General features: G+C 55.2%; 23 protein-coding genes. 10 read left to right on the forward strand and 13 right to left on the reverse strand.

Annotation, left to right across the window (positions count from 1 at the left end):
* Nucleotides 1-280 precede the first annotated feature (280 nt).
* Nucleotides 281-1678 carry a chitoporin ChiP gene (chiP, locus tag BH714_RS02350; RefSeq protein ID WP_040016940.1) on the forward strand — a complete coding sequence of 466 codons (1398 nt, stop codon included), beginning with the start codon at nt 281-283 and terminating at the stop codon, nt 1676-1678.
* 47 nt (nt 1679-1725) lie between these two features.
* Nucleotides 1726-2055 (forward strand): ChiQ/YbfN family lipoprotein, encoded by a 330-nt coding sequence (gene chiQ, locus BH714_RS02355; RefSeq protein WP_040019004.1) that lies wholly within the window; start codon nt 1726-1728, stop codon nt 2053-2055.
* A gap of 108 nt (nt 2056-2163) precedes the next feature.
* Here chiQ and fur read toward each other — a convergent pair whose 3' ends face one another.
* The 4 genes from fur to ybfF form a co-directional block, all read right to left on the reverse strand.
* Nucleotides 2164-2610 carry a ferric iron uptake transcriptional regulator gene (gene fur / locus BH714_RS02360; RefSeq protein ID WP_014169146.1) on the reverse strand — a complete coding sequence of 149 codons (447 nt, stop codon included), beginning with the start codon at nt 2608-2610 and terminating at the stop codon, nt 2164-2166.
* A 288-nt stretch (nt 2611-2898) separates the two neighbouring features.
* Nucleotides 2899-3429 (reverse strand): flavodoxin FldA, encoded by a 531-nt coding sequence (fldA, locus tag BH714_RS02365; RefSeq protein WP_008501067.1) that lies wholly within the window; start codon nt 3427-3429, stop codon nt 2899-2901.
* Between the two features lie 155 nt (nt 3430-3584).
* Nucleotides 3585-3872: a LexA regulated protein gene (gene ybfE, locus BH714_RS02370; protein WP_014169148.1), complete on the reverse strand. Its 288-nt coding sequence runs from the start codon at nt 3870-3872 to the stop codon at nt 3585-3587.
* A gap of 128 nt (nt 3873-4000) precedes the next feature.
* Entirely contained in the window at nt 4001-4774 is a 774-nt protein-coding gene (ybfF, locus tag BH714_RS02375; protein ID WP_020884978.1) for an esterase, read from the reverse strand.
* A 183-nt stretch (nt 4775-4957) separates the two neighbouring features.
* Here ybfF and seqA point away from each other — a divergent pair, with 183 nt between their 5' ends.
* Both seqA and pgm read left to right on the forward strand, forming a co-directional pair.
* Nucleotides 4958-5506 carry a replication initiation negative regulator SeqA gene (seqA, locus tag BH714_RS02380; protein ID WP_020884977.1) on the forward strand — a complete coding sequence of 183 codons (549 nt, stop codon included), beginning with the start codon at nt 4958-4960 and terminating at the stop codon, nt 5504-5506.
* Nucleotides 5507-5530: 24 nt separating this feature from the next.
* A complete protein-coding gene (pgm, locus tag BH714_RS02385; protein WP_020884976.1) occupies nt 5531-7171 on the forward strand; it encodes a phosphoglucomutase (alpha-D-glucose-1,6-bisphosphate-dependent) in 1641 nt (546 codons plus the stop codon).
* A gap of 70 nt (nt 7172-7241) precedes the next feature.
* Here the strand turns inward: pgm and potE are convergent, their stop codons facing one another.
* The 9 genes from potE to kdpF form a co-directional block, all read right to left on the reverse strand.
* Entirely contained in the window at nt 7242-8555 is a 1314-nt protein-coding gene (gene potE, locus BH714_RS02390) for a putrescine-ornithine antiporter (protein ID WP_014169152.1), read from the reverse strand.
* Nucleotides 8552-10750, reverse strand: coding sequence for an ornithine decarboxylase SpeF (gene speF / locus BH714_RS02395; protein ID WP_020884975.1), 2199 nt, complete (start codon nt 10748-10750; stop codon nt 8552-8554). Before speF ends, potE begins: the two co-directional genes overlap by 4 nt.
* Before the next feature lie 256 nt (nt 10751-11006).
* Nucleotides 11007-11111, reverse strand: coding sequence for a leader peptide SpeFL (gene speFL / locus BH714_RS23965; protein WP_106503839.1), 105 nt, complete (start codon nt 11109-11111; stop codon nt 11007-11009).
* A 277-nt stretch (nt 11112-11388) separates the two neighbouring features.
* On the reverse strand, nt 11389-12066 hold the full coding sequence (kdpE, locus tag BH714_RS02400; RefSeq protein WP_014169154.1) for a two-component system response regulator KdpE: 678 nt from the start codon (nt 12064-12066) through the stop codon (nt 11389-11391).
* Entirely contained in the window at nt 12063-14750 is a 2688-nt protein-coding gene (kdpD, locus tag BH714_RS02405) for a two-component system sensor histidine kinase KdpD (RefSeq protein ID WP_014169155.1), read from the reverse strand. The genes kdpE and kdpD overlap by 4 nt, the downstream gene beginning before the upstream one ends.
* On the reverse strand, nt 14751-15326 hold the full coding sequence (gene kdpC, locus BH714_RS02410) for a potassium-transporting ATPase subunit KdpC (protein WP_040016941.1): 576 nt from the start codon (nt 15324-15326) through the stop codon (nt 14751-14753). It abuts the gene before it with no gap.
* A gap of 12 nt (nt 15327-15338) precedes the next feature.
* Nucleotides 15339-17387, reverse strand: coding sequence for a potassium-transporting ATPase subunit KdpB (kdpB, locus tag BH714_RS02415; RefSeq protein ID WP_040016942.1), 2049 nt, complete (start codon nt 17385-17387; stop codon nt 15339-15341).
* Nucleotides 17388-17405: 18 nt separating this feature from the next.
* Complete coding sequence (gene kdpA / locus BH714_RS02420) at nt 17406-19085, reverse strand: potassium-transporting ATPase subunit KdpA (RefSeq protein ID WP_040016943.1); 1680 nt, start codon at nt 19083-19085, stop codon at nt 17406-17408.
* Complete coding sequence (kdpF, locus tag BH714_RS02425) at nt 19085-19174, reverse strand: K(+)-transporting ATPase subunit F (protein WP_015386886.1); 90 nt, start codon at nt 19172-19174, stop codon at nt 19085-19087. Before kdpF ends, kdpA begins: the two co-directional genes overlap by 1 nt.
* Before the next feature lie 307 nt (nt 19175-19481).
* On the opposite strand from kdpF, the gene BH714_RS02430 reads away from it, so the two are divergent.
* From BH714_RS02430 to pxpA, 6 genes are all read left to right on the forward strand, one after another.
* Nucleotides 19482-19688, forward strand: coding sequence for a YbfA family protein (locus BH714_RS02430; protein WP_040016944.1), 207 nt, complete (start codon nt 19482-19484; stop codon nt 19686-19688).
* A gap of 413 nt (nt 19689-20101) precedes the next feature.
* A complete protein-coding gene (gene phrB / locus BH714_RS02435; protein ID WP_040016945.1) occupies nt 20102-21514 on the forward strand; it encodes a deoxyribodipyrimidine photo-lyase in 1413 nt (470 codons plus the stop codon).
* A gap of 10 nt (nt 21515-21524) precedes the next feature.
* A complete protein-coding gene (locus BH714_RS02440; RefSeq protein ID WP_020884971.1) occupies nt 21525-22268 on the forward strand; it encodes a type 2 GTP cyclohydrolase I in 744 nt (247 codons plus the stop codon).
* A gap of 14 nt (nt 22269-22282) precedes the next feature.
* The gene (pxpB, locus tag BH714_RS02445) at nt 22283-22939 is read left to right on the forward strand and encodes a 5-oxoprolinase subunit PxpB (protein WP_014169163.1); all 657 of its coding nucleotides are present in this window, start codon (nt 22283-22285) and stop codon (nt 22937-22939) included.
* Nucleotides 22933-23865 (forward strand): 5-oxoprolinase subunit PxpC, encoded by a 933-nt coding sequence (gene pxpC, locus BH714_RS02450; protein WP_040016946.1) that lies wholly within the window; start codon nt 22933-22935, stop codon nt 23863-23865. Before pxpB ends, pxpC begins: the two co-directional genes overlap by 7 nt.
* A complete protein-coding gene (pxpA, locus tag BH714_RS02455; RefSeq protein WP_014169165.1) occupies nt 23852-24589 on the forward strand; it encodes a 5-oxoprolinase subunit PxpA in 738 nt (245 codons plus the stop codon). The genes pxpC and pxpA overlap by 14 nt, the downstream gene beginning before the upstream one ends.
* Nucleotides 24590-24593 lie beyond the last annotated feature (4 nt).

Here is a 24593-nt window from a genome sequence, read left to right on the forward strand (position 1 = left end):
AGGCCTGAAAATAACCAGTAATTTACACAATTACTGGCTTAAATTTAATGACTTGCCCCGCCAAATCTCGTCTCCCGCTAAATGTTACAAAGCACTACTAATTATGTGCACTTCGTCATAATCCTGACTTTTGCCCACGGAAAAGCATTGATAATTCGCGTCGCGAAAAATAACCTAAAGGCGGTAGTTAATTCGAGGGTATTTCTGACTACCCCTGACCTTTTGGTCTTTTATCTTTTTCGCCGTTCAGGCGTTTTAATTCGTCAAAGAGGAATAATCTATGCGTACGTTCAGTGGCAAACGTAGTGCGCTGGCGCTGGCTATCGCCGGTGTGACAGCAATGTCAGGCCTGGTGATTGCGCCAGAGGCTAAGGCAGCAGGTTTCATCGAAGATTCTACCCTCACGGGCGGTATTTATTACTGGCAGCGTGAACGTGACCGTAAAGACGTTACCGAAGACAAATACAAAACCAACCTTTCTCACTCTACCTGGAACGCCAACCTCGACTTCCAGTCAGGCTATGCCGCCGATATGTTCGGCCTGGATATTGCCGCATTCACGGCAATTGAAATGGCGGAAAATGGCGACAGCGGACACCCGAACGAAATTGCCTTCTCGTCCAGCAATAAGGCCTATAAAGAAGACTGGTCCGGCGATAAAAGCGGTATCAGTCTGTATAAAGCCGCTGCAAAATTCAAATATGGTCCAGTCTGGGCGCGCGGCGGATATATTCAGCCAACTGGCCAAACCCTGTTAGCGCCACACTGGAGTTTTATGCCTGGTACTTACCAGGGCGCTGAAGCTGGCGCTAACTTTGACTACGGTGATGCGGGTGCGTTGAGTTTCTCCTATATGTGGACCAACGAATACAAAGCCCCGTGGCATATCGAAATGGATAAGTTTTACCAGAACGATAAAAAAACCAAAGTGGATTACCTCCACTCGCTGGGTGCGAAGTACGATTTTAAAAACGACCTCGTGTTAGAAGCCGCCTTTGGTCAGGCTGAAGGCTATATCGATCAGTATTTTGCCAAAGCCAGCTACAAATTTGATATCGCAGGGAGTCCGTTGAGTACCAGTTACCAGTTCTACGGCACGCGAGACAAAGTCAGCGATGGTGGCGTCAACGATATTTATGACGGCACGGCCTGGCTGCAGGCGCTGACCTTTGGCTACAAAGTGGGTCAGGTGGATTTGCGTCTGGAAGGAACATGGGTGAAGGCGGAAGGGCAGCAGGGCTACTTCCTGCAGCGTATGACCCCGACTTACGCATCTTCCAACGGTCGTCTGGATATCTGGTGGGATAACCGCTCTGACTTCAACGCCGACGGCGAAAAAGCGGTCTTCTTCGGCGCAATGTATGACCTGAAAAACTGGAACCTGCCGGGCTGGGCTGTGGGTGCCTCCTACGCGTATGCCTGGGACGCCAAACCGGGCGACATGGCCATACCGGATGCGTACTACGATCCGAACTACCGTCTGAAAGAGTCCTCTTACAGCCTGGATGCCATCTATACCGTGCAGGACGGACGTGCGAAAGGCACGATGTTCAAGCTGCACTTCACGCAGTATGACAACCACTCTGATATTCCAAGCTACGCGGGCGGTTACGGCAACATCTTCCAGGATGAACGTGACGTGAAATTCATGGTTATCGCACCATTCACTATCTTCTGATGAACGCTCCGGCGGGTTCCGTCCCGCCGGAATGGAGACTGCACATGATGAAAAAAATGGTAATCGTCGCGTTGCTGGCCTCGGGGCTGGTGGCTTGCGCCCAGGACCCGGCACCGAAAGAAAATTCTCGCCTGAAGGAGGCTTACAGCGCCTGCATTAACACCGCTGAAGGTTCACCGGAGAAAATTGAAGCCTGCCAGAGCGTGCTGAATGTGCTGAAGAAAGAGAAGGCGCATGAGCAGTTTGCGACGCAGGAAAATGTTCGCGTAATGGACTATCAGGCCTGTATTCAGGCGCGTAAAACCGGTAACGATCAGGAAGTGGCGAAGCGTTGCGACCAGATCTGGAAGGAAATACGCAGTAACAACGGAAATTAAGTAAGTGTGTTAAGGCCCGGTGGCGCTGTGCTTACCGGGCTTTTTTTTGCCGGGTGACAGGCAAAAAAAAGCCAACCTTGCGGCTGGCTCAGAGTATGAAAGTTCGACTTATTTGGCGTCGTGTGCGTGATCGTCTTCGCGGCAATCACCTTCTGCACAGTGACCATACAGATACAGGCTATGGTTGGTCAGGCGGATACCATGACGAGCAGCGATTTCACGCTGACGTGCTTCGATGGAATCATCGCTAAATTCAATGACCTTGCCACAATCCAGGCAGATCAGGTGATCGTGGTGCTGCTGCTGGGTCAGTTCGAATACAGATTTACCGCCTTCGAAATTATGACGGGTAACAATGCCCGCGTCATCAAACTGGTTCAGCACGCGATAGACGGTTGCCAGCCCAATCTCTTCACCCATGTCGATAAGACGCTTGTAAAGGTCTTCCGCACTGACATGGTGATTGTCTGGACCCTGAAGCACTTCAAGGATTTTTAACCGAGGAAGCGTAACTTTCAGGCCAGCCTTCTTTAATGCGGTATTGTTGTCAGTCATGCGGAATCTGTCCTGTTGCTAAACGATTCACTTCTGGAGGAAGTGACAGAAAATGCACCTGGAATAATGCGTCTCATTATAGAACTGCCATGGCTAAATGAAAACTGCAAGTCTCAGGCAAAGTATGCTTATAAAAACGTGGTATCACCGACAAACTTACTCAATGGCACCCCATTTTACCTGGGAGACATTGTACAGGTCTGGGCGAAAAAGTTAAAAGATTGTAGCGATTAATTTAATCGTTTGACCCGGTTCCTGGGCGCAACCGGGGTTGCGCCACACTAACAATCAGGCGTTAAGAATATCGTCCAGGTGCAGTTCTTCGCGGATCTGCTTCACCCACTTCTCAACGCGCTCTGCGGTCAGTTCTGGCTGACGGTCTTCGTCGATCGCCAGACCCACGAAGTGGTCGTCATCGGCCAGGCCTTTAGACGCTTCGAAGTGGTAACCTGCAGTCGGCCAGTGGCCTACGATAACTGCACCATTCGGTTCAATGATATCGCGGATAGTGCCCAGCGCGTCACAGAAGTACTCAGCGTAGTCTTCCTGATCGCCGCAGCCAAACAGGGCGACCAGCTTGCCGTTGAAGTCCACTTCTTCCAGCGTCGGGAAGAAATCATCCCAGTCACACTGGGCTTCACCGTAGTACCAGGTTGGGATACCCAGCAACAGGATGTCATAGCCTTCGAGATCTTCTTTGCTGCTCTTGGCGATGTCATGCACATCGGCAACGTCTTTACCGAGCTGTTTTTGAATGTTTTTTGCGATATTTTCGGTATTGCCGGTATCACTGCCGAAGAAAATGCCGATGATTGCCATGAGTAAAATAACCTCTTGAAACTTAATGGTATGGTGGCGCAATTTGTCCACGGATAAGGGCAATAATAGCAGAACTGGCAACCCCGCGGAAACAGCTATCGCGCAGGACTGCACTCTGTGCTACATGAAAAGGGTAAGAAAGGGGATTTTCAGACTTATGCCTGGCGGCGCAACGTCTCAAGCTGGGCGATCAACATCTCTTCAATGAGCTCGCTACGGCTGATATTACGCGCTTCAGCCAGTTCGTTAAGCGCATCGACGGCATCGGCATTGAGCTTCAGTTCGACACGCTTAAGCCCACGATTTTTATCGCGTTTAAGCTGGTTGCGTTTATTAATACGCAGCTGTTCATCGCGCGAAAGCGGATTCGTTTTCGGTCGTCCCGGTCGACGCTCATTCGCGAACAGATCTAGTGTCGTACGGTCCGTTTGTTCTTTGGCCATGATTCTGAGACTTCGGGGGAAACAAGCCGCCCTGCTATTGCCCGGGCGATGAGCGCGCCATCATACATCACCAAAAACGGCACGCCAACGACTGGAAGCCCGCAACCTTCCAGTCGCTCTCTTTTTAATCAATTCGCAGTATCAGAGAGATAGCGGCGGATGGCGCGTAACACGGCGTCAGGTTTTTCCGCGTGAACCCAGTGTCCGGCACCGGCGATGACATGGGCGCGCGCCTGCGGGAATTGCGCCAGCAAGGTGTCGCGGTAGGCGTCGGTGACATAAGGGGAGTTACCGCCGCGAATAAAGAGGGTAGGGTGTTGCCAGGCGGGCACCGTATCCCAGCCGACGATGTTGTTGTACTGCGCCCAGAGTACCGGCACGTTGAAACGCCACTGGCCGTCGACAAACGACTTCAGCAGAAACTGAATAACGCCTTCTTCATTAAGATATTCGCGCATGACGGCTGTGGCCTGTTGGCGGGTTGAAACCCCAGCCTCTGTCACCGCATTGATGGCAGCAAAAATGTCGTCATGACGACGCACGTCGTAATCCACCGGGGCAACGTCGATCACGACCAGACCGTTGATTCTGTCCGGTGCCAGCGCCGTCAGGGCCATTACCGCCTTGCCGCCCATAGAATGCCCGATGAGCGTCACCTTCTGAAGATGGTTGGCATCAAGCGTATCGAGCAGATCCTGGGCCATTGCCGCGTAGGTCATCTCTTCTGAACGCCCGGAAAGACCGTGATTTCGCATATCGACCTGCAAAATATCGTGATCGGTAACCAGATCGCGCGCCAGCACCCCCAGGTTATCCAGGCTGCCAAAAAGCCCGTGAACCAGTACGATGGGAGAATTATTGTTCGGCGATTGTGCAGTTTGCGCTCGGGTATTCAATTTCATGGCAAAGTTCTTTTTTTACGTATGTCAGGTTAGGGTATCATGTTGACCATTCTGCCGCCCGGCTGCAAGGTTCCAGTTTAATCTGACTTTTGCCGCCAACCTGGTTTGACGCTATCCGCTGTTGGAATTTAACTTTATAATCCCAACGACTTGTATTCAGATAAGATATTGCACTGGATTAAGATGAAAACAATCGAAGTTGATGACGAACTCTATCAGTATATTGCCAGCCAGACGCGGCATATCGGGGAGAGTGCGTCCGACATTTTACGGCGCATGCTTAAAATTTCCGCCGCCTCACAGCCTGCTACCCCAGTCACTAAAGATGTCGTGTCTCAACAAAACGTTGTTGCACAAGCAAAACCTGCCGTCGCGCAAGTGAAAGACAAAGTACGTGCGATGCGCGAGTTGCTGCTCTCTGATGAGTACGCCGAGCAGAAAAAAGCGGTTAACCGCTTCATGCTGGTGCTGTCTACACTCTATTCACTGGATAACAAAGCGTTTGCTGAAGCGACCGAGTCGCTGCACGGTCGTACCCGCGTCTATTTCGCAGGCGACGAGCAAACGCTGCTGCAAAATGGCAACCAAACCAAACCTAAACATGTCCCGGGCACACCGTACTGGGTCATCACCAATACCAATACGGGCCGCAAGTGCAGCATGGTTGAACACATCATGCAGTCCATGCAGTTCCCGGCGGAATTGATTGAAAAGGTTTGCGGTACAATTTAACCCTTGCATCAGAAGGACCCGGTAATGGCAAATCACAGCCGTGCAGGCCAACCTGCACAACAAAGCGATTTGATTAACGTCGCTCAGCTGACCGCGCAGTATTACGTGCTGAAACCGGTCGTGGGCAACGCAGAACACGCAGTGAAGTTTGGTACATCTGGCCACCGCGGTAGCGCGGCGCGCCATAGCTTTAACGAACCGCACATTCTGGCTATTGCTCAGGCCATCGCGGAAGAGCGCGCTAAAAACGGCGTTACCGGTCCGTGCTATGTGGGAAAAGATACCCATGCTCTGTCTGAACCGGCGTTCATTTCCGTGCTGGAAGTGCTGACGGCGAATGGCGTTGACGTCATTGTTCAGGAAAATAACGGCTTCACGCCGACCCCTGCGGTCTCTAACGCGATCCTTGTCCACAACAAAAAAGGCGGCGCGCTGGCTGACGGGATTGTGATCACTCCATCACACAACCCGCCGGAAGACGGTGGGATCAAATACAACCCGCCTAACGGTGGACCGGCAGACACGAACGTCACGAAAGTGGTTGAAGATCGTGCCAATGCGCTGCTGGCGGATGGCCTGAAAGGGGTGAAACGCCTCTCTCTGGATGCGGCCATGGCGTCCGGCCATGTGAAAGAGCAGGATCTGGTACAGCCATTTGTGGAAGGTCTGGCGGATATCGTCGATATGGCGGCAATCCAGAAAGCCGGTCTGAAGCTGGGCGTTGACCCTCTCGGCGGCTCCGGTATCGAATACTGGAAACGCATCGCAGAGCATTACAAGCTGAACCTGACCATCGTTAACGATCACGTTGATCAGACCTTCCGCTTTATGCACCTGGATAAAGACGGCGCAATCCGTATGGACTGCTCTTCCGAGTGCGCGATGGCGGGCCTGCTGGCGCTGCGTGATAAATTCGACCTGGCGTTTGCCAACGACCCGGATTATGACCGCCACGGTATTGTCACCCCGGCAGGGCTGATGAACCCGAACCATTATCTTGCGGTTGCCATCAACTACCTGTTCCAGCATCGTCCACAGTGGGGCAAAGAGGTGGCTGTAGGTAAAACGCTTGTCTCCTCGGCGATGATTGACCGCGTGGTTGAGGCGCTGGGCCGTAAGCTGGTGGAAGTACCGGTAGGCTTCAAATGGTTTGTTGACGGTCTGCACGACGGCAGCTTCGGTTTTGGCGGTGAAGAGAGCGCGGGCGCATCCTTCCTGCGTTTCGACGGCACGCCATGGTCCACCGATAAAGACGGGATCATCATGTGCCTGCTGGCGGCGGAAATCACCGCTGTCACCGGTAAAAATCCGCAGGAACACTATAACGAGCTGGCGGCACGCTTTGGCGCGCCAAGCTATAACCGTATTCAGGCTGGCGCGACCTCCGCGCAGAAAGCAGCGCTGTCTAAACTCTCTCCGGAGATGGTCAGTGCCAGCACGCTGGCCGGTGATCCTATCACGGCCCGTCTGACGGCGGCCCCGGGTAACGGTGCCTCAATCGGTGGTCTGAAAGTGATGACCGAAAACGGCTGGTTTGCCGCGCGTCCATCCGGTACGGAAGATGCATACAAAATCTATTGTGAGAGCTTCCTCGGCGACGAACACCGTAAGCTGATTGAGAAAGAAGCGGTAGAGATTGTCAGCGAAGTGCTGAAAAACGCGTAAATCGCGGTGGGCTGATGCCCTCACGATGCAATCAAAACGGCAACCCCAGGGTTGCCGTTTTGCTTTTGCATTAACTGTGTTTATTTTTCAATTCAAACCGCGGTGATACCAGACCGTACAGCGTCCAGCCCATAAAGGTCACCATCGCACCATACAGCATGGCTTCCTGGCCGGAAGAGTAGAGCGCATAGAAGCTGTAAATTGCCCCAATCAGCGCCACAATATTCGCCACCCTCGCTTTGCCTGCGTCCACCTTCGCCACCTTCTGAATGATGACCAGCGCCGCCATCGACAGAATATATGGAATGATATTGGTCACTACCGCCAGGTTGACCAGCACGTTGAACTGGCTGTTCAGCGACGGGCTGATGGTCATCAAAGATAACCCACTCTGGAAGATAACAATCGCCAGCATGCCCTGAACCGGTGCCTCTGCTTTGCTGACCCGGGAGAAGATTTTCGGGAAATACCCTTCGTCAGCGGATGATTTAAAGACCTGAGCAATGGTGAACTGCCAGCCGAGGAGCGAGCCGCAGCAGGACATCACCATCAGCCCCATGATCACTTTCCCGACACCCGGCGTAAACATCTGCGCAAAGGCCAGACCGAACGGTGCCGTGGAACTGGCAAGATCCATGTTCGGTACAATCCCTGCAATCACGTTGGTTGAGACAATGTAAATGGCTGCTGCGCCCAGCGTACCGCCAAGCACGGCAATCGGTACGTTCTTCTCCGGGTTTTCCACCACTTCGGCGTTAGCACACGCAGATTCCAGCCCCAGGAAGGCCCACAGCGTCATGGCGATGGAAGAGCCCACTGCGGTGAAGAACGGAACATGGTGTGGGTTCCAGGAGTTGACGTACAGCGTGGGGCTAAACCAGAACCAGCCGATGATGCACAGCCCAACCACCGGGATAATGACCCCCCAGACGGTAATACTGCTGATCTGTCCGGTAATGCGCGCGCCGCCAAAGTTTGCCACGGTGCAGATCCACAGCACGCCGATGGTGGCCAGCCCGATTTGCACCGGGGTCAGCGCCACACCGAATAGCTCCGTACCGTAACCCACGGCGGAAATGGCAATCGCCACGTTAGCGATCAGCAAAGAGACGCCGTAGGTGTAGTTGGCCATGAAGTTACCGGATTTGCCAAAGGCATATTCGGCGTAGCCGCCCATCCCGCCGGGCTTGCGGCTGAACATACCGCACTTGGCGAATGCCCAGGCCAGTGCCATTGACCCCACTGCGGTCACCATCCAGGAGATAATCGAAATGGTTCCTACTTCCGCAAGCTTGGTGGGTAGCATGATGATCCCGGACCCCATCATGTTTACCATGGTGAGAATGGTCAGCTGCACCACGCCCATTTTATTGGACTTGCTCATAATTTTTCTCCTTTCAGCAGCGATGGCTGAGCGGCAGCGTGTTTGATGACGTTACAACGAACCTGCTTACGACCGTCACACTCCTCAACGTAAACGCCCTGCAGTTCCGGCGCGAAGCCCGGTAAAAGGTTGATACCCTCTTCCAGCGCAGCAAAGTAGCGCAGCACGGAACCGCCCCAGACTTCACCCGGCACAACGCACAATACCCCCGGTGGATAAGGAAGGGCGCCTTCGGCGGCAATGCGACCTTCCGCATCGCGCAGTGAGACCAGCTCGACCTCACCCCGCAGGTAGGCATAGTTCGCCTCTTGCGGGTTCATCATGACGCGCGGGAAGTGAGACTTGCGGAACATCTCTTTTTGCAGCTGCTTCACGTTGTGGCGGGCGTACAGCTCATGCATTTCCTGGCAAATCTGGCGCAGGGTGTAATCTGCATAGCGCTCCGGATACTGTTTACAGACAGAAGGCAGCACCTCTTTTAGAGGGGCATCCGTCTCGAGCAGTTTTTCGAAGCGCACCAGTTGCGCGACCAGTTGCTGCAGTTTGCCCATATCCTCGGCAGGCGTGAGCAGGAACAGGATGGAGTTGAGATCGCATTTTTCCGGCACGATGCCGTTTTCACGCAGGAAGTTGGCGAGAATAGTGGCGGGGACGCCGAAATCCTCGTACTCACCGGTCCGGGCGTTAATACCCGGCGTGGTCAGCAGCAGTTTGCACGGATCGATAAAATACTGATGTTCGGCATAGCCTTCGAAGGCGTGCCAGTGTTCACCGGGCACGAAGTGGAAGAAGCGCAGATCCGTGGCAATCTCAGCGGTGTCCCAGCTTTCCCACGGACGGCCATCAACCAGTTCCGGCACGAACGGGCGAAGATACTGGCAGTTCTGCAGGATCAGCTTACGGGCTTCGATACCGGTCACCACGCAGTCCATCCACATGTTGCGGCCGCTCTGTCCCTCATGCATGCGGGCGTTGATATCCAGTGCAGCAAACAGCGGATAGAACGGGCTGGTGGACGCGTGCATCATGAAGGCATTATTCAGCCGCTTATGCGGAACATAGCGCTGCTGGCCTTTGATGTGGCTGTCCTTCTTGTGGATTTGCGAGGTCTGTGAGAAACCGGCCTGCTGTTTATGGACTGACTGGGTGACCAGGATCCCTGGATCGTTTTCATTCAGCTCCAGCAGCAGCGGAGAGCAATCGGCCATCATCGGTATAAACTGCTCGTAACCCACCCAGGCAGAGTCAAACAGGATGTAGTCGCACAGATGGCCGATGTTATCCACGACCTGGCGAGCGTTATAGATGGTGCCATCGTAGGTACCCAGCTGAATCACCGCCAGGCGGAACGGACGCGCGTCGCGGGCACGGCCCGGCGCCACTTCGGACACCAGCTCACGCAGATAATTCTCCTCGAAGCAGTGGGCGTCGATGCCGCCAATAAAGCCGTACGGGTTACGTGCGGTTTCCAGATAGACCGGCGTTGCGCCCGCCTGAAGAAGTGCTCCATGGTGGTTGGATTTATGGTTGTTGCGATCGAACAGGACCAGGTCGCCCGGAGTGAGAAGGGCGTTGAGCACCACTTTGTTGGACGATGAGGTTCCGTTCAGCACGAAGTAGGTTTTATCGGCATTAAAGACTTTGGCCGCATGTTGCTGCGCAATGCAGGGTGCCCCTTCGTGGATCAGCAGATCGCCCATCGCCACGTCGGCGTTGCACAGGTCTGAGCGGAAAAGGGTTTCGCCAAAGAAATCGACAAACTGATTGCCGGCAGGGTGACGGCGGAAGAATTGCCCGCCCTGGTGACCCGGGCAGTCGAAGGCGCTGTTACCCTGTTTGACATAGTCGACCAGAGCCCGGAAAAACGGCGGACGCAGTTGGGTTTCATACTTCTGCGCGGCCGCTTCCAGTTGGCGTCCGTGGAAGTCGTTGCTGGTGTCTGATGCTTCGAATACGCCGTGGATCCGCGATAAATACTCTGCCGGGATAATTTCTTCTTTATGCGTCGCGACAAAAACAGGAATGCCAAATCCGGTTGCTTCTATTTCTTCTATACGACCAGTGAAAATATCGCTGACGGCCAGAACAATAGCGGCAACATCAATATAATCCGTGGCGTTGATATCAACCAGTTCACGGTGAGTGGTAAAGCAATCAGGGCAGGCGCGGCTGGCTGCAATTTTTAAACTTTTCATCTTTCTCTCTTTATTTTAGGTAATAACAGTCCCTCGATTTCTTGCAGAAAAGAAATCGATAATATGCCGGAAAACAGCAAAAGGAGGCCGCTGATTAAAAAAATCAGTAATGCGTTTTTTGCTGAATAGAATTCAGTCCGCCCGGTCGCGGATGAGCCTGAATTAAGATGAATGAGCGCACGGGTTCACAGGCAAAGGCCTGTAAAATAGGGTGTTTCAGGATAACCTGTAAGCGTGTGCGCCAGAAGTCGAAGGACTACCGGGCATTAAAGATATGAAAGTCAAAACAGTTTCGGTGGGCAAACATCATGATATGAGTTGTCCGCCTTATATGGGGCATTAAACGATTATTGTTTTCCATGTTTCATTTCCTTTCAGTAATTGAAAGCATGGACATTTTATCCTGGAAAAAGCGATTAACTGTGAAACAGATCACCGTTAACCGATCAAATCAGAAATAAATATTCGCTTTTGATGAATATCGCAGATCAAAATGCTGATATGTTGATGTTGCGTTAACGGATTGTATTATGAATGTGCTGAATGGACATAAACATACCAAAAAATAACCCGGAGATTATTTTTCGCGTATTTTATGGGAGGGTAGATTTTTATTTAAAAATAAACTGAATAGTTATTCAAAGCATGAACCGATAACCGATACCGGTTTCAGTTAATAAATGACGAGGACGCGCGGGGTCAACTTCCAGTTTTTGTCGAAGGTGTCCCATATATATGCGTAAATAGTGACTATGTTCCACGGCGTTTGGCCCCCACACCTGACTCAACAGCTGGCGCTGGGTGAGTACCTTACCGTGATTATTGAGCAAAACGGCGAGTAGCCGAAACTCGATGGGGGTGAGATGGATTTCCTCTTCACCGCGAACAATGCGCCGTGCTGCCAGATCAACCCGAATATCACCAAACGTGTATGTTGGGTCGGCAGGGGTGGTGGCGCTGTGACGACGCAGCGCGACACGAAGGCGAGCCTGCAGTTCGCCAATACCAAAAGGCTTAATCAGATAGTCATCCGCTCCGGCATCCAGCGCCGCGATTTTATCCGACTCTTCGGTACGGGCTGACAGCACCAGAATGGGCATCTGACTCCACTGTCGAACCTCACGAATAAAATCGATGCCGTCGCCATCCGGCAGGCCGAGATCGAGGATCACCAGATCAGGTTTGCGCGTGGCCGCTTCAATCAAACCCCGCTGGAGCGTGCCGGCGTCATGAACGCGCAGACCATCGCCTTCCAGCGCAGCACGCAGAAACCGGCTAATGGCGATCTCATCTTCAACAATCAGAACGTTGATCACAAATCCTCTGGTAATTCATTAAGTTCTGGCGGGGCTTCCAGAGGAAGTTTAACACAAAAACGTGCGCCGCCTTCCGGGCGATTCTCCGCCGAAATGGTACCGCCATGAACGTCAATAATCGCCTGGCAAATCGCCAGACCCAGACCCACGCCGGGAATGGCCGACTCTTTATTACCGCGGGCAAATTTCTCGAAAATAGCGAACTCCTGTCCGGCAGGGATACCCGGCCCGGTATCCCAGACGTCAAGCCGTAGCGTGTGATCTTCCACCGTGGCATCCACCCCAATCCGGGCGTTTGCTCCTGCGTATTTGCCGGCATTTTCCAGCAGATTGATCAGCACGCGTTCAAACAGCGGGCCATCAACGTGAATTAACGTCAGCGGTTCGGGCATGTTCAGCGCAATATGGCGCCCACCGAGGCCCGGCTCCAGCATTTTCAAAGCGCTACCCACCACCTCTTCGAGCGTGAGCCACTCTTTTTTGAGGTTAAATCCGCCCGACTGAATACGCGCCATATCAAGCAGATTATTTACCAGGCGTGTGGTGTTCAGCACATGCTGGCGGATCTCGCTGGCCTGCAACGCATGTTTCGAGCCTTCCGCTGCCAAATCCAGCGTCAAAATTTCTGACTGGCCAAACAGCACGGTGAGTGGGGTGCGAAGGTCGTGGGAGAGGGCGGCCAGCAATGAGTTACGAATGCTCTCGCGCTCGCTTGCCAGACGGGCCTGTTCTTCGCTGGCGGTAAGCGCCAGCCGTTCCAGTGCGCTTGCCACCAGCAGGGTAAATGTCTCCAGCAATCGCTGCTGTTCGGGGATCATCAGCTGGCGCAGATTCGAAGGTTCAACGATCACCAGCCCCTGATTTTTATCGGCACTGCGCAGCGGCAGAATTTGATACGGTACGCCGGGCAGGGTGTCCGTCCCTGCACCCGCAGGGAGTCCTTTATCAAAGCTCCAGCGCGCAATGGCTTCATCCCAGGGCGTCATGCCTGAGGCCGAGGTCAGCGGGCGCAGTTTCCCGTGTTCGTCCGGGAGTAAAATCAGGTTGCTGGCGTGAAAGGTCGAGCGGATAAACTGCTCGCTGGTCTGCACAATATCCAGCGGCGTACGGCCAACCGCCAGCGATTTAGACATCTCATAAAGATGCCGTGTGCGCTGTTCGCGGTAGCGCGCGATACGGGCCTGATAGCGCACACCCGCCGTCAGATTACCGATCACCAGCCCAACGGTAAGCATCACGGCAAAGGTGAGAATGTACTGCACATCCGAAACGGCGAGCGTTCCGCGGGGCGCGATAAAGAACAGATCGAAGCTGATGACGTTGATGAACGTCGCCAGTACTGAGGGCCAGCGCCCGTAAAAGAGCGCCACCACGACCACGCCGAGCAGGTAGATCATCACCAGATTGGCCGCATCGAAGGCAATCAGCCAGTGGCTGGCAATCACGGTGATCAGCGCGCAGAGCACGACGGCGACAAGACAGCCGCGGATCTGAATTCGCCATTTATCATTAAAAGTGCGGCTGTCCGGTGCGCGGTTGGGTAAAGGGGTGGGTTTGTCATCCAGTGCGACAATTACCAGATCGAGGTCGGGAGCACGCCGGGCCAGTTTGTCAGCAAAGGATTCGCGGCTAAACCAGCGACGATGCTGACGACGGCCAATGACAATTTTCCCGAGGTTGTGCTCACGCGCGTAGCGCAGAATGGCTTTATCTTCCTGGGGATCGGAGAGGGTGGCGGTTTCTGCGCCCAGCTCCTGTGCCAGACGCAGCGAACTTAAGATCGCGCGGCGCTGGTTTTCAGGCAGCGCGTGAAGCTGCGGCGTCTCGACATAGACCGCATGCCAGACGCTACCAAACTTGGCCGCCAGACGCGCTGCGGTGCGGACGAGCTTTTCATTGCCGCTGCCGTGACCCACACACAGCAGAATGGCATCCCGCGTATGCCAGACGCGCTCCTGCCCTTGCAGGTCACGCCAGGCGCGCATCTGATCGTCCACGCGATCCGCCGTGCGACGCAGGGCCAGCTCGCGCAGGGCTATCAGGTTGCCTTTGCGAAAGAAATGTTCGATGGCGCGTTCGGCCTGACCTGCAATATAGACTTTTCCTTCATGCAGTCGCTGGCGCAGATCGTCTGGAGGCAGATCGACCAGCACCACTTCGTCCGCAGAGTCGAAAAAGGGATCGGGTACGGTTTCGCGAACCTGAATCCCGGTCACGCCGCTGACCACGTCGTTCAGGCTTTCGAGATGCTGAACATTTACCGTGGTGAAAACATCAATGCCTGCTTCAAGCAGCTCTTCAACGTCCTGCCAGCGTTTGGGGTGGCGCGAGCCTGAAGCATTACTGTGTGCCAGTTCGTCCATCAGGATAAGCGCGGGCCTGCGGGCGAGGGCGGCGTCGAGATCGAACTCCGTGACCAGACGCCCACGATGGCTGATACGGCGAGGCGGCTGTGTCGCCAGCCCCTTCAACAGTGCTGCCGTCTCTTTCCGGCCGTGGGTTTCCACCACGCCGATAAGAATATCGAGCCCCTGCGCCCGAAGCCGCTGGGCTTCTGTCAGCATGGCGAAGGTTTTCCCGACGCCAGCACAGGCGCCGAAGAAGATTTTCAGTTTGCCGCGATGGGCTTCAGCCGTCTGTTCGAGCAGCCTGTCCGGATCCGGGCGCATGGGCTCGTCGGTCATTTAGTTTTTCCTTAGCGCGTCCAGCGCCAGATTCAGCTCAACAATATTCACCACGGGCATGGCGATGAAGCTGACCAGCGGTTTTTGCGTATACTCTGCGACCAGCTTGCTCACCTGTTCCACCGTCAGCTGACGGGCCGCTGCGACGCGGGGGATCTGCCATGCCACCGCTTTCGGCGTCAGGCTGTAGTCCAGCCCGCTCGCAGAGGCCGTCACCAGTTCCACAGGCACCTCCCGGCTGGCCTGTGGATTTGCGGCGCGCAGGGCAGCTACACGTTCGGCAATGGCTTTATCCAGCTCCGGGTTGCTGCCGGCCAGGTTACTGCCACCGGATGCCATCGGATTATACGGGCTTTCGGCAGTGGCGGAAGGGCGTCCCTGGAAGTAACGGGCGTCGGTAAAATTCTGTCCAATCAGACGCGAACCGCGGTTTTCACCGTTTTGCACGATCAGCGAGCCGTTGGCCTGATCCTTAAACCACCACTGGCCCAGCGCGGTGGTCACCAGCGGGTAAAGCCCGCCGGTAATAAGCGACAACAGAATAAACAGAAGTATAGCGGGACGTAACATCGTCATTTGATTCACCTTTTAAACCAGCCCAAACAGCGTCAACAGCAGGTCGATAACCTTGATACCGATGAAGGGGACAATCAGCCCACCCAGCCCGTAAATCCACAGGTTGCGGCGCAGCATGGCGGCCGCGGTCAGCGGTTTATAGCTCACCCCTTTGAGCGCCAGCGGGATCAGGAAGACAATAATCAGGGCGTTAAAAATAACCGCACTGAGAATGGCTGATGCTGGCGAGTGCAGATGCATCACGTTCAGCGCATTAAGCTGCGGATAGGTGGCCGCAAACGCCGCGGGAATGATGGCAAAGTATTTTGCGACGTCGTTGGCGATACTGAACGTTGTCAGTGAACCGCGCGTCATCAGCATCTGCTTACCGATGTGCACAACTTCAATCAGCTTGGTCGGGTTCGAGTCGAGGTCGACCATGTTGCCCGCCTCTTTCGCCGCCTGGGTACCGGAGTTCATGGCCACCGCCACGTCGGCCTGCGCTAGGGCAGGGGCATCGTTGGTGCCATCACCCGTCATCGCCACCAGGCGACCTTCCGCCTGATACTGACGAATTAATGCCAGCTTGGCTTCAGGCGTTGCCTCCGAGAGAAAATCATCCACGCCCGCTTCGGCAGCAATCGCGGCGGCGGTCAGACGGTTGTCCCCGGTGATCATCACCGTTTTGATCCCCATTTTCCGCAACTGGGCAAAGCGCTCTTTGATCCCGCCTTTTACGATATCCTTCAGCGAAATCACTCCCAGCACATGTGCCCCTTCAGCCACCACCAGCGGCGTCGCGCCCTGACGTGCCACGCTCTCGACCAGGTTGTCCACTTCTGGTGGGAAATGACCATTGTTGGCTTCAATGTGGCGACGAATTGCGTCGACGGAGCCTTTACGGATCATGCGGTCCTGAATGTTGATGCCGCTCATTCGGGTTTGTGCCGTGAAGGGAACGAAAGTCGCATGGAGACTCTGAACGTCGCGCTGGCGCAGGTTAAAGCGCTGCTTGGCGAGGATCACGATACTGCGGCCTTCCGGCGTTTCATCGGCGAGGGAAGAGAGTTGCGCCGCATCCGCCAGCGTTTTTTCATCCACGCCGGGGGCAGGTAAGAACTCTGACGCCTGGCGGTTACCGAGGGTAATTGTCCCGGTTTTATCCAGCAGCAGAACGTCTACATCCCCTGCGGCCTCTACCGCACGTCCGCTGGTCGCGATGACGTTCGCGCCCAGCATACGGCTCATACCGGCCACGCCGATGGCCGACAGCAGCCCCCCGATGGTGGTCGGGATCAGGCAGACCAGCAGCGCCACCAGGACGGTGGTGGTGACCGCGGTACCGCCGTAAGCGGAGAATGGCCACAACGTGGCGGTTGCCAGCAGAAAGACAATCGTCAGCGCCACCAGCAGGATGGTCAGGGCAATTTCGTTTGGTGTTTTACGACGCTGCGCGCCTTCCACCATGGCAATCATACGGTCAAGGAAGGTTTCACCCGGGTTGACGCTACACTGGATCACCAGCCAGTCGGAGAGAATGCGTGTCCCGCCCGTTACGGAGGCGAAATCACCCCCGGATTCACGTATGACGGGAGCGGATTCCCCGGTGATGGCACTTTCATCTACCGACGCGCCGCCTTCAATGACTTCACCGTCGCAGGGAATAATGTCCCCGGCTTCGACCAGCACCACGTCACCTTTACGCAGTTCATCTGCCGGGACATGGTCCATCTGGGCACCGTATTTCGGTTCGCGTAATTTGCGCGCAAAAGCGGTCTTTTTCACCCCTTTGAGGCTATTGGCCTGCGCTTTGCTGCGGCCTTCCGCCAGCGCTTCCGCAAAGTTGGCAAACAGTACGGTGAACCACAGCCACAGGCTGATAGCGCCGGTGAACGTCGCATTCCCCTGCAGATGACCCGTTCCCATGGCAATCGCCAGCGCGGTGGTGAGTAAACTCCCTATCCAGACGATAAACATCACCGGGTTGTGCCACTGCACGCGCGGGCTCAACTTTTTCACCGCATCCATGAGGGCCTGTCGAACTAACGACGGTTCAAACAGGGCCATTTGTTTACGACTCATGACAAATTCTCCGCAAAATCAGCGTAAAGAGAGGTATTCCGCGACCGGGCCTAACGCGAGGGCGGGGATAAAGGTCAGGGCGCCGACCAGCAGCACGGTACCGGCCAGCAGTCCGATAAACAGCGCGCCGTGGGTCGGCAACGTCCCGCTGGTGGTCGGTTGAATTTTTTTGCTCACCAGCGACCCGGCAATCGCCAGCACCGGCACAATGACCCCGAAACGGCCCACGAACATGCAGAACGCCAGCAGACAGTTCCAGAACGGTGAGTTAGCGCTTAAGCCTGCGAAGGCACTACCGTTATTGTTAGAAGCAGAAGAGACGGCATAAAGCACTTCGCTAAAGCCGTGGATGCCAGGGTTGAAGATGCCGCTGCGTCCGGCCTCCGTCATCAGTGCCAGTGCGGTACCAGCCAGCACGAGGGCGGGGGTGACCAGAATCGCCAGCGCGGTTAACTTCATCTCACGGACATCGATTTTTTTGCCCAGATATTCCGGGGTGCGACCAATCATCAGACCCGCAATGAACACCGCCAGCAGAACAAACAGCAGCATGCCGTAAAGACCCGAGCCTACGCCGCCGAATACCACTTCACCGATCTGCATCAGCCACATCGGGATCATGCCGCCCAGTGCCGTGAAGGAGTCGTGCATAGCATTGACCGCCCCGCAGGATGCCGCCGTCGTGACCACGGCATAAAGGCTGCTGGCGAGAATGCCAAAGCGGCTCTCTTTCCCTTCCATATTCATGGTGCCGTCAGCGCCCAGCGTCAGGAAATGCGGGTTACCTTGCCATTCGGCCCACATCACCAGCGCAACACAGACGACAAAGATTAGCGACATGGTCCAGAGCAGGGTGCGACCCTGACGACGATCGTTCACCACATCGCCAAAAGCAAAGCACAGCGCTGCGGGGATCAGGAAGATCGCCAGCATTTGCACTGCGTTGGTCAGTGCCGTTGGGTTTTCAAACGGATGCGATGAGTTGGCATTGAAGAAACCGCCACCATTCGTACCGAGCATCTTAATGGCTTCCTGTGAGGCCACAGGCCCCATCGGCAGAAGCTGTTTTGCCCCTTCAAGCGAGGTATAAGGGGCGTAAGGCAGCAGGTTTTGCAGCGTACCTTGCTGAATAAAGAACAGCGCGATGAGCAGAGCAATCGGAAGTAAGACCCACAGAGTAATGCGCGTGAGATCGACCCAGGCATTGCCCAGCGTACCCATATTCTGACGTGCAAACGCACGCGTCAGCGCGAAGACAACCGCGATGCCGCTGGCTGCTGAGAGGAAATTTTGTACGGTTAATCCCACCATCTGGCTGAAGTAGCTCAGCGTGGTTTCGCCGGCGTAGGATTGCCAGTTGGTATTGGTGACAAAGCTGACGGCCGTATTCAGCGCAAGATGCCAGGACAAGCCCGGTAACTGTTGCGGGTTCAGCGGCAGGCTACCCTGCAACATCAGCATGACAAAGAGCGCGACCAGCCCAACGATATTCAGCAGCAGAATAGCGACCAGATACTGACGCCAGTTCATCTCCTGATCGCGTATTCCCAGTACGCGCCAGATCCCTTTTTCGATACTTCCCGTACCCGGTAAGGACACGTTGTTGATCAGCCGCGCGAGCCCCGTTCCCAGCGGTCTGGCAAGCACCATTAAGACCAGTAAAAAGCTGGCTATAAGTAAAAACGCCTGAGCAGCCATCAGAAGGCCTCCGCATTAATCAGGGCGTATACCAGATAACCCAATAACAGGAACACCAGCACGATGCCGGTAATCAGACCTGCACTCACAATCCACCTCCGAGTGACATTTGTATTTGTGTTAACGGTAGGATTTATGGCGCAAAGATTTCGCAAAAATCGGCAGGGTGGGTGTAAAAAAAGTATAAAAATGGAAAAGGCACAATTTAACTATTGGTAAGTAAATCGTTAACTTTTTTGTAACTTACTTACGGCGGAAATGTAAATATTCACTAAATGGATGAAAATAACTGGTCTGATGAGTAGTAAAATTACAAACAAAGCGGTATTATTTTAGCCAGATCACAAATTTCAAATTTTCCGGAGCATGTTTCCGGCCAACTATAGGGGAGAAATTATGGAACTTTATAAAGCGTATCCGGCTCATATCGTTTTCATGCGTCGCACTTTCGCCGTAGTGGCTGGCGTGCTGGCCCTGCCGGTGATGCTCTTCTGGAAAGACCGCGCACGTTTTTATAGCTATTTGCACCGCGTCTGGGCCAAAACCAGCGAGAAGCCGGTGTGGATGGATCAGGCCGAGAAAGCGACCTGCGATTTTTACTGATACGAAGACGACACACAGCAATAAAAAAAACCGCCTACAGCAATGTGGCGGTTTTTTTTATTCCTCAGGGTCCGCGGTCCGTTGGGCCGTTTTTGGGCTCTCGTCAGAGCGTGTGTCCACCGACTTATCACCGGTGGTGAACGGTGGAGCGGTTAGCAGCAGGGGCCGCATGATGAAACGCTCTTTTTGCATTGCGTTCATTATCGCCAGCGTACTCGTGGTAAGACGTGATGAACCGACAGTGTTTATTGCTTTTACCATGATGGCGCAGGACACGTAGCGTTAAGGCCGCCCCGGGCGGCCTTTTTTATTTCATCGCGTCTACACTTCATGGCAAAGTAGATAAAAGCCAGCCGCATTTTCTCTTTAGTGGCATGGCCTTACGGACATAATGGATAATTGCCAGGAGTTTTATGCCCACCCATCTGGTTTGGTTTCGCGCGGACCTGCGCGTACATGACAATCTCGCCCTTGCGGCTGCCTGCCGCTCCCCGGAAGCCCGCGTGCTGGCGGTGTTTATCGCCACCCCCGGGCAGTGGCAGCAGCATGCTATGGCACCACGCCAGGCGGCTTACCTCAGCTCACATCTGAATGGTTTGCAGTGTTCGCTTGCCGAAAAAGGGATCCCGCTCATTTATAAAGAGGTCAGTGACTTCTCCGCACAATGCCAGGCCGTGCAGGCAATCTGTGAGCAGTACGATGTCACGCACCTTTTTTACAACTATCAGTACGAATTCAATGAACGTCAGCGGGATCGTCAGCTGGAGAAAATCCTGCAGGATGTAGAGTGTCAGGGTTTTGATGACAGCGTCATGCTGCCGCCGGGCAGTGTCATGACCGGCAACCACGAGATGTATAAAGTCTTTACGCCGTTTAAAAATGCCTTCATTAAAAGACTGAAGGAGGCGCTGCCGGAATGTGTGGCTGCACCCACCGTGAGGGGAGAGGCCATAACGGAGATACCCGAGCGGGAGTTTGACTATCCGCAACAGGCGTTTGATGAGACTCTGTTCCCGGCTACCGAAAAAAACGCTATTGCGAAGCTGCGCCAGTTTTGTAAAGCGGGGGCAGGCGATTACGACGCGCGCAGGGATTTTCCCGCGACAGAGGGCACCAGTCGTTTATCGGCCTGTCTGGCGCTGGGCGTGCTCTCTCCGCGCCAGTGTCTGCATCGTCTTCTGGCGGAACAACCGCAGGCACTGGACGGGGGGCCCGGCTCCGTCTGGCTTAACGAACTTATCTGGCGCGAATTTTATCGCCATTTGATGACGTATCACCCTGATTTATGTAAGCATCGTCCGTTTATACCCTGGACTGATAACGTAAACTGGCAACACAACGAGAGCCACTTACAGGCCTGGCAGAAAGGCGAAACGGGCTTCCCGATTGTTGATGCCGCGATGCGCCAGCTCAATGAAACCGGATGGATGCACAATCGGCTGCGAATGATTACCGCCAGCTTCCTGGTGAAGGATCTGCTTATCGACTGGCGTGTCGGGGAGCGGTATTTTATTTCTCAGCTGATCGATGGCGATCTGGCGGCGAATAACGGCGGCTGGCAGTGGGCGGCGTCCACCGGAACCGACGCCGCGCCCTATTTCCGTATTTTTAATCCTGCCACGCAGGGACAAAAATTTGATGCAGACGGCGAGTTTATCCGCCGCTGGTTGCCCGCGCTGAGCAATGTCCCTGCAAAAGCGATCCACGACCCGTGGGCATGGGCGGATAAACAGGGGGTGAAGCTCGATTATCCCCGTCCGATTGTTGACCATAAACAGGCGCGTGTCGCCACGCTGGCGGCGTACGAGGCCGCCCGCAAAGCTTAAGAGAGTGATGATGAAAAACAGCGAACTGGAAAGCCTGATTAACGAAAAACTGAACAGCGCCTCCTTCAGCGATTACGGCCCGAACGGCCTCCAGGTTGAAGGACGCGAAACGGTGCAGAAAATTATCACTGGCGTGACGGCAAGCCAGGCGCTGCTGGACGAAGCTGTCCGTCAGGAAGCGGATGCCGTTATTGTCCATCACGGTTATTTCTGGAAAAACGAAGCACCGATCATTCGCGGTATGAAGCGAAACCGCCTGAAAACGCTGCTGGCAAATGATATCAACCTGTACGGTTACCATCTGCCGCTGGATGCGCACCCGGAGCTGGGCAATAACGTACAGCTCGCGCAGCTGTTGGGGATTACCGTCATGGGTGAAATTGAGCCGCTGGTGCCCTGGGGAGAGCTGGCCATGCCGGTGCCCGGCCTGGAGCTGGCCTCATGGATTGAAGCGCGTCTGGGACGCCGTCCGCTCTGGTGCGGTGACACCGGTCCGGATACGGTGAAGCGGGTTGCCTGGTGTACTGGTGGTGGTCAGGGCTTTATTGACAGCGCGGCACGCTTTGGTGTCGACGCCTTCATCACTGGAGAAGTGTCCGAGCAGACCGTCCATTCGGCGCGTGAACAAGGTCTGCATTTTTACGCGGCAGGTCACCATGCCACCGAGCGTGGCGGAATTCGCGCCCTCAGTGAATGGCTGACCGAAAATACCGATCTGGATGTCACGTTTATTGATATCCCTAACCCGGCCTGATGAGAGGTATCTGAGTGCAGCGAGCGCGTTGTTATCTTCTGGGCGAAACGGCAGTGGTTCTGGAGCTGGAACCGCCAGTGACCCTTGCCACGCAAAAGCGTATCTGGCGGCTAACGCAGCGCCTGGCCGATGTGCCGGAAGTGGTTGAAGCGATTCCGGGTATGAATAACATCACCGTGGTGCTGCGTAATCCGCATACGCTGGCGCTGGATGCTATTGAACGTTTGCAGCGCTGGTGGGAAGAGAGCGAGGCGCTGGAGCCGGATTCCCGGACAATTGAGATCCCGGTGGTGTATGGCGGCGAGCATGGACCCGATCTTGGCGTGGTGGCGGAACACTGCGGATTAACGGAAAAGCAGGTGGTTGAATTGCACGCCTGCGTTGATTACGTGGTCTGGTTCTTAGGTTTCCAGCCGGGCTTCCCCTATCTGGGGGGGCTCTCACCGCAGTTGCATACGCCGCGTCGCGCCGAACCCCGCCTGAGCGTGCCGGCGGGCACGGTGGCTATCGGGGGTGAACAGACCGGTATTTATCCTCTGACGTCACCGGGGGGCTGGCAGCTTATCGGGCATACGTCCAGGCCGTTATTTGAACCAGGGCAGGAGGTTCCCATACTCCTTCGTCCCGGCGATACCCTGCGCTTTATCCCGCAGAAGGAGGGGGTATGTTAACGCTGATTCGCGCCGGGCTTTACACGTCCATACAGGATGCCGGCCGCTTTGGCATGCGCCAGTCGGGCGTGAGCTACTGTGGTGCGCTGGACAGGCCTGCGCTGGAGATTGCTAACGTGCTGGTGGGCAACCCTGGCAGCACGGCGGCACTCGAAATTACGCTTGGCCAGTGTGTGATTGAATTCGGCGAGGAGACCTGGTTTGCCTTAACCGGGGCCGCCTGTGACGCCGAGCTGGATGGCAAAGCGGTCTGGACAGGCTGGCGGCTGCGAGCGAAAGCCGGGCAGCGTCTGACCCTCAAACGTCCTGTGCACGGCGTGCGAAGCTATCTTGCGGTCGCAGGAGGGATTGATGTGCCAGAGGTGCTGGGTTCATCCAGTACCGATCAGAAAGCCGGCATTGGCGGTCATGAAGGGCGCCTGCTGCGTGACGGCGATCGTCTGGCGGTTAACCCCTCAACGCGCCACTTCTCGACGGCCCAGGGGGTAAAACAGCTGTTATGGACCAACCAAATCCGTGCCTTACCGGGGCCGGAATATCAGGAGTTCGATGAAGTCGCTCAGGAGACGTTCTGGCGTTCGCCGTGGAAGATCAGCCCGCAAAGTAACCGTATGGGATACCGCCTGCAGGGGCAGCCATTGACCCGTACGACAGATCGGGAATTGCTCTCACACGGTTTATTACCTGGTGTCATTCAGGTGCCGGGTAACGGTCAGCCGATCGTGCTGATGAACGATGCGCAAACCACGGGGGGATACCCGCGTATTGCCTGCATCATTGAAGCGGATCGCTACCATCTGGCGCAAATTCCTCTCGGACAGCCGATTCATTTTGTGCAATGTTCGCTGGAGGAGGCGCTGAAGGCACGCCAGGATCAGCAGCGTTATCTGGAACAACTGGCATGGAGGCTCGATGGCAAAGATTGATTTAAACGCCGATCTGGGTGAGGGCGGAAGTGCCGATGCTGAACTGATGACGCTGGTCTCTTCGGTCAATATTGCCTGCGGGTTTCACGCGGGTGACGCGCAAACCATGCTGGACAGCGTGCGTAATGCGATTAAGCACGGCGTGGCGATAGGGGCACATCCCAGTTTTCCTGACAGGGATAATTTTGGCCGCACGGCAATGGATCTCCCTCCTGAGACGGTGTATGCCCAGACGCTTTATCAAACGGGCGCGCTGGAGGCGATTGTGCGTTCCCAGCAGGGCGTGCTGCGCCATGTGAAACCCCACGGCATGCTCTACAATCAGGCGGCCAAAGATCCGGCCCTCGCGGATGCCATTGCCCGCGCGGTGCGGGACTGCAACCCGCAGCTCATCCTGGTGGGGCTGGCGGGGAGCGAGCTTATTCGCGCGGGACAGCGGCTGGGGTTAACCACCCGTCAGGAAGTTTTTGCTGACAGAGGGTATCAGCCGGACGGCAGCCTGGTTCCCCGTTCACTGCCCGGTGCGCTTATTACCGATGAATCACAGGCGCTGGCGCAAACGCTGGCGATGGTATGTGAGGGCTCGGTAAAGGCAATTGATGGTTCAACGGCCAGAGTCCAGGCGGATACGGTGTGTTTACACGGCGATGGTGAGCATGCGCTGCAGTTTGCACGCCGCTTACGGACGGCCTTTGCGGAGCAGGGTATTCTCGTGAGTGCATGACATA

The sequence above is a fragment of the Enterobacter ludwigii genome (assembly GCF_001750725.1).
Classification (GTDB): Bacteria; Pseudomonadota; Gammaproteobacteria; order Enterobacterales; family Enterobacteriaceae; genus Enterobacter; species Enterobacter ludwigii.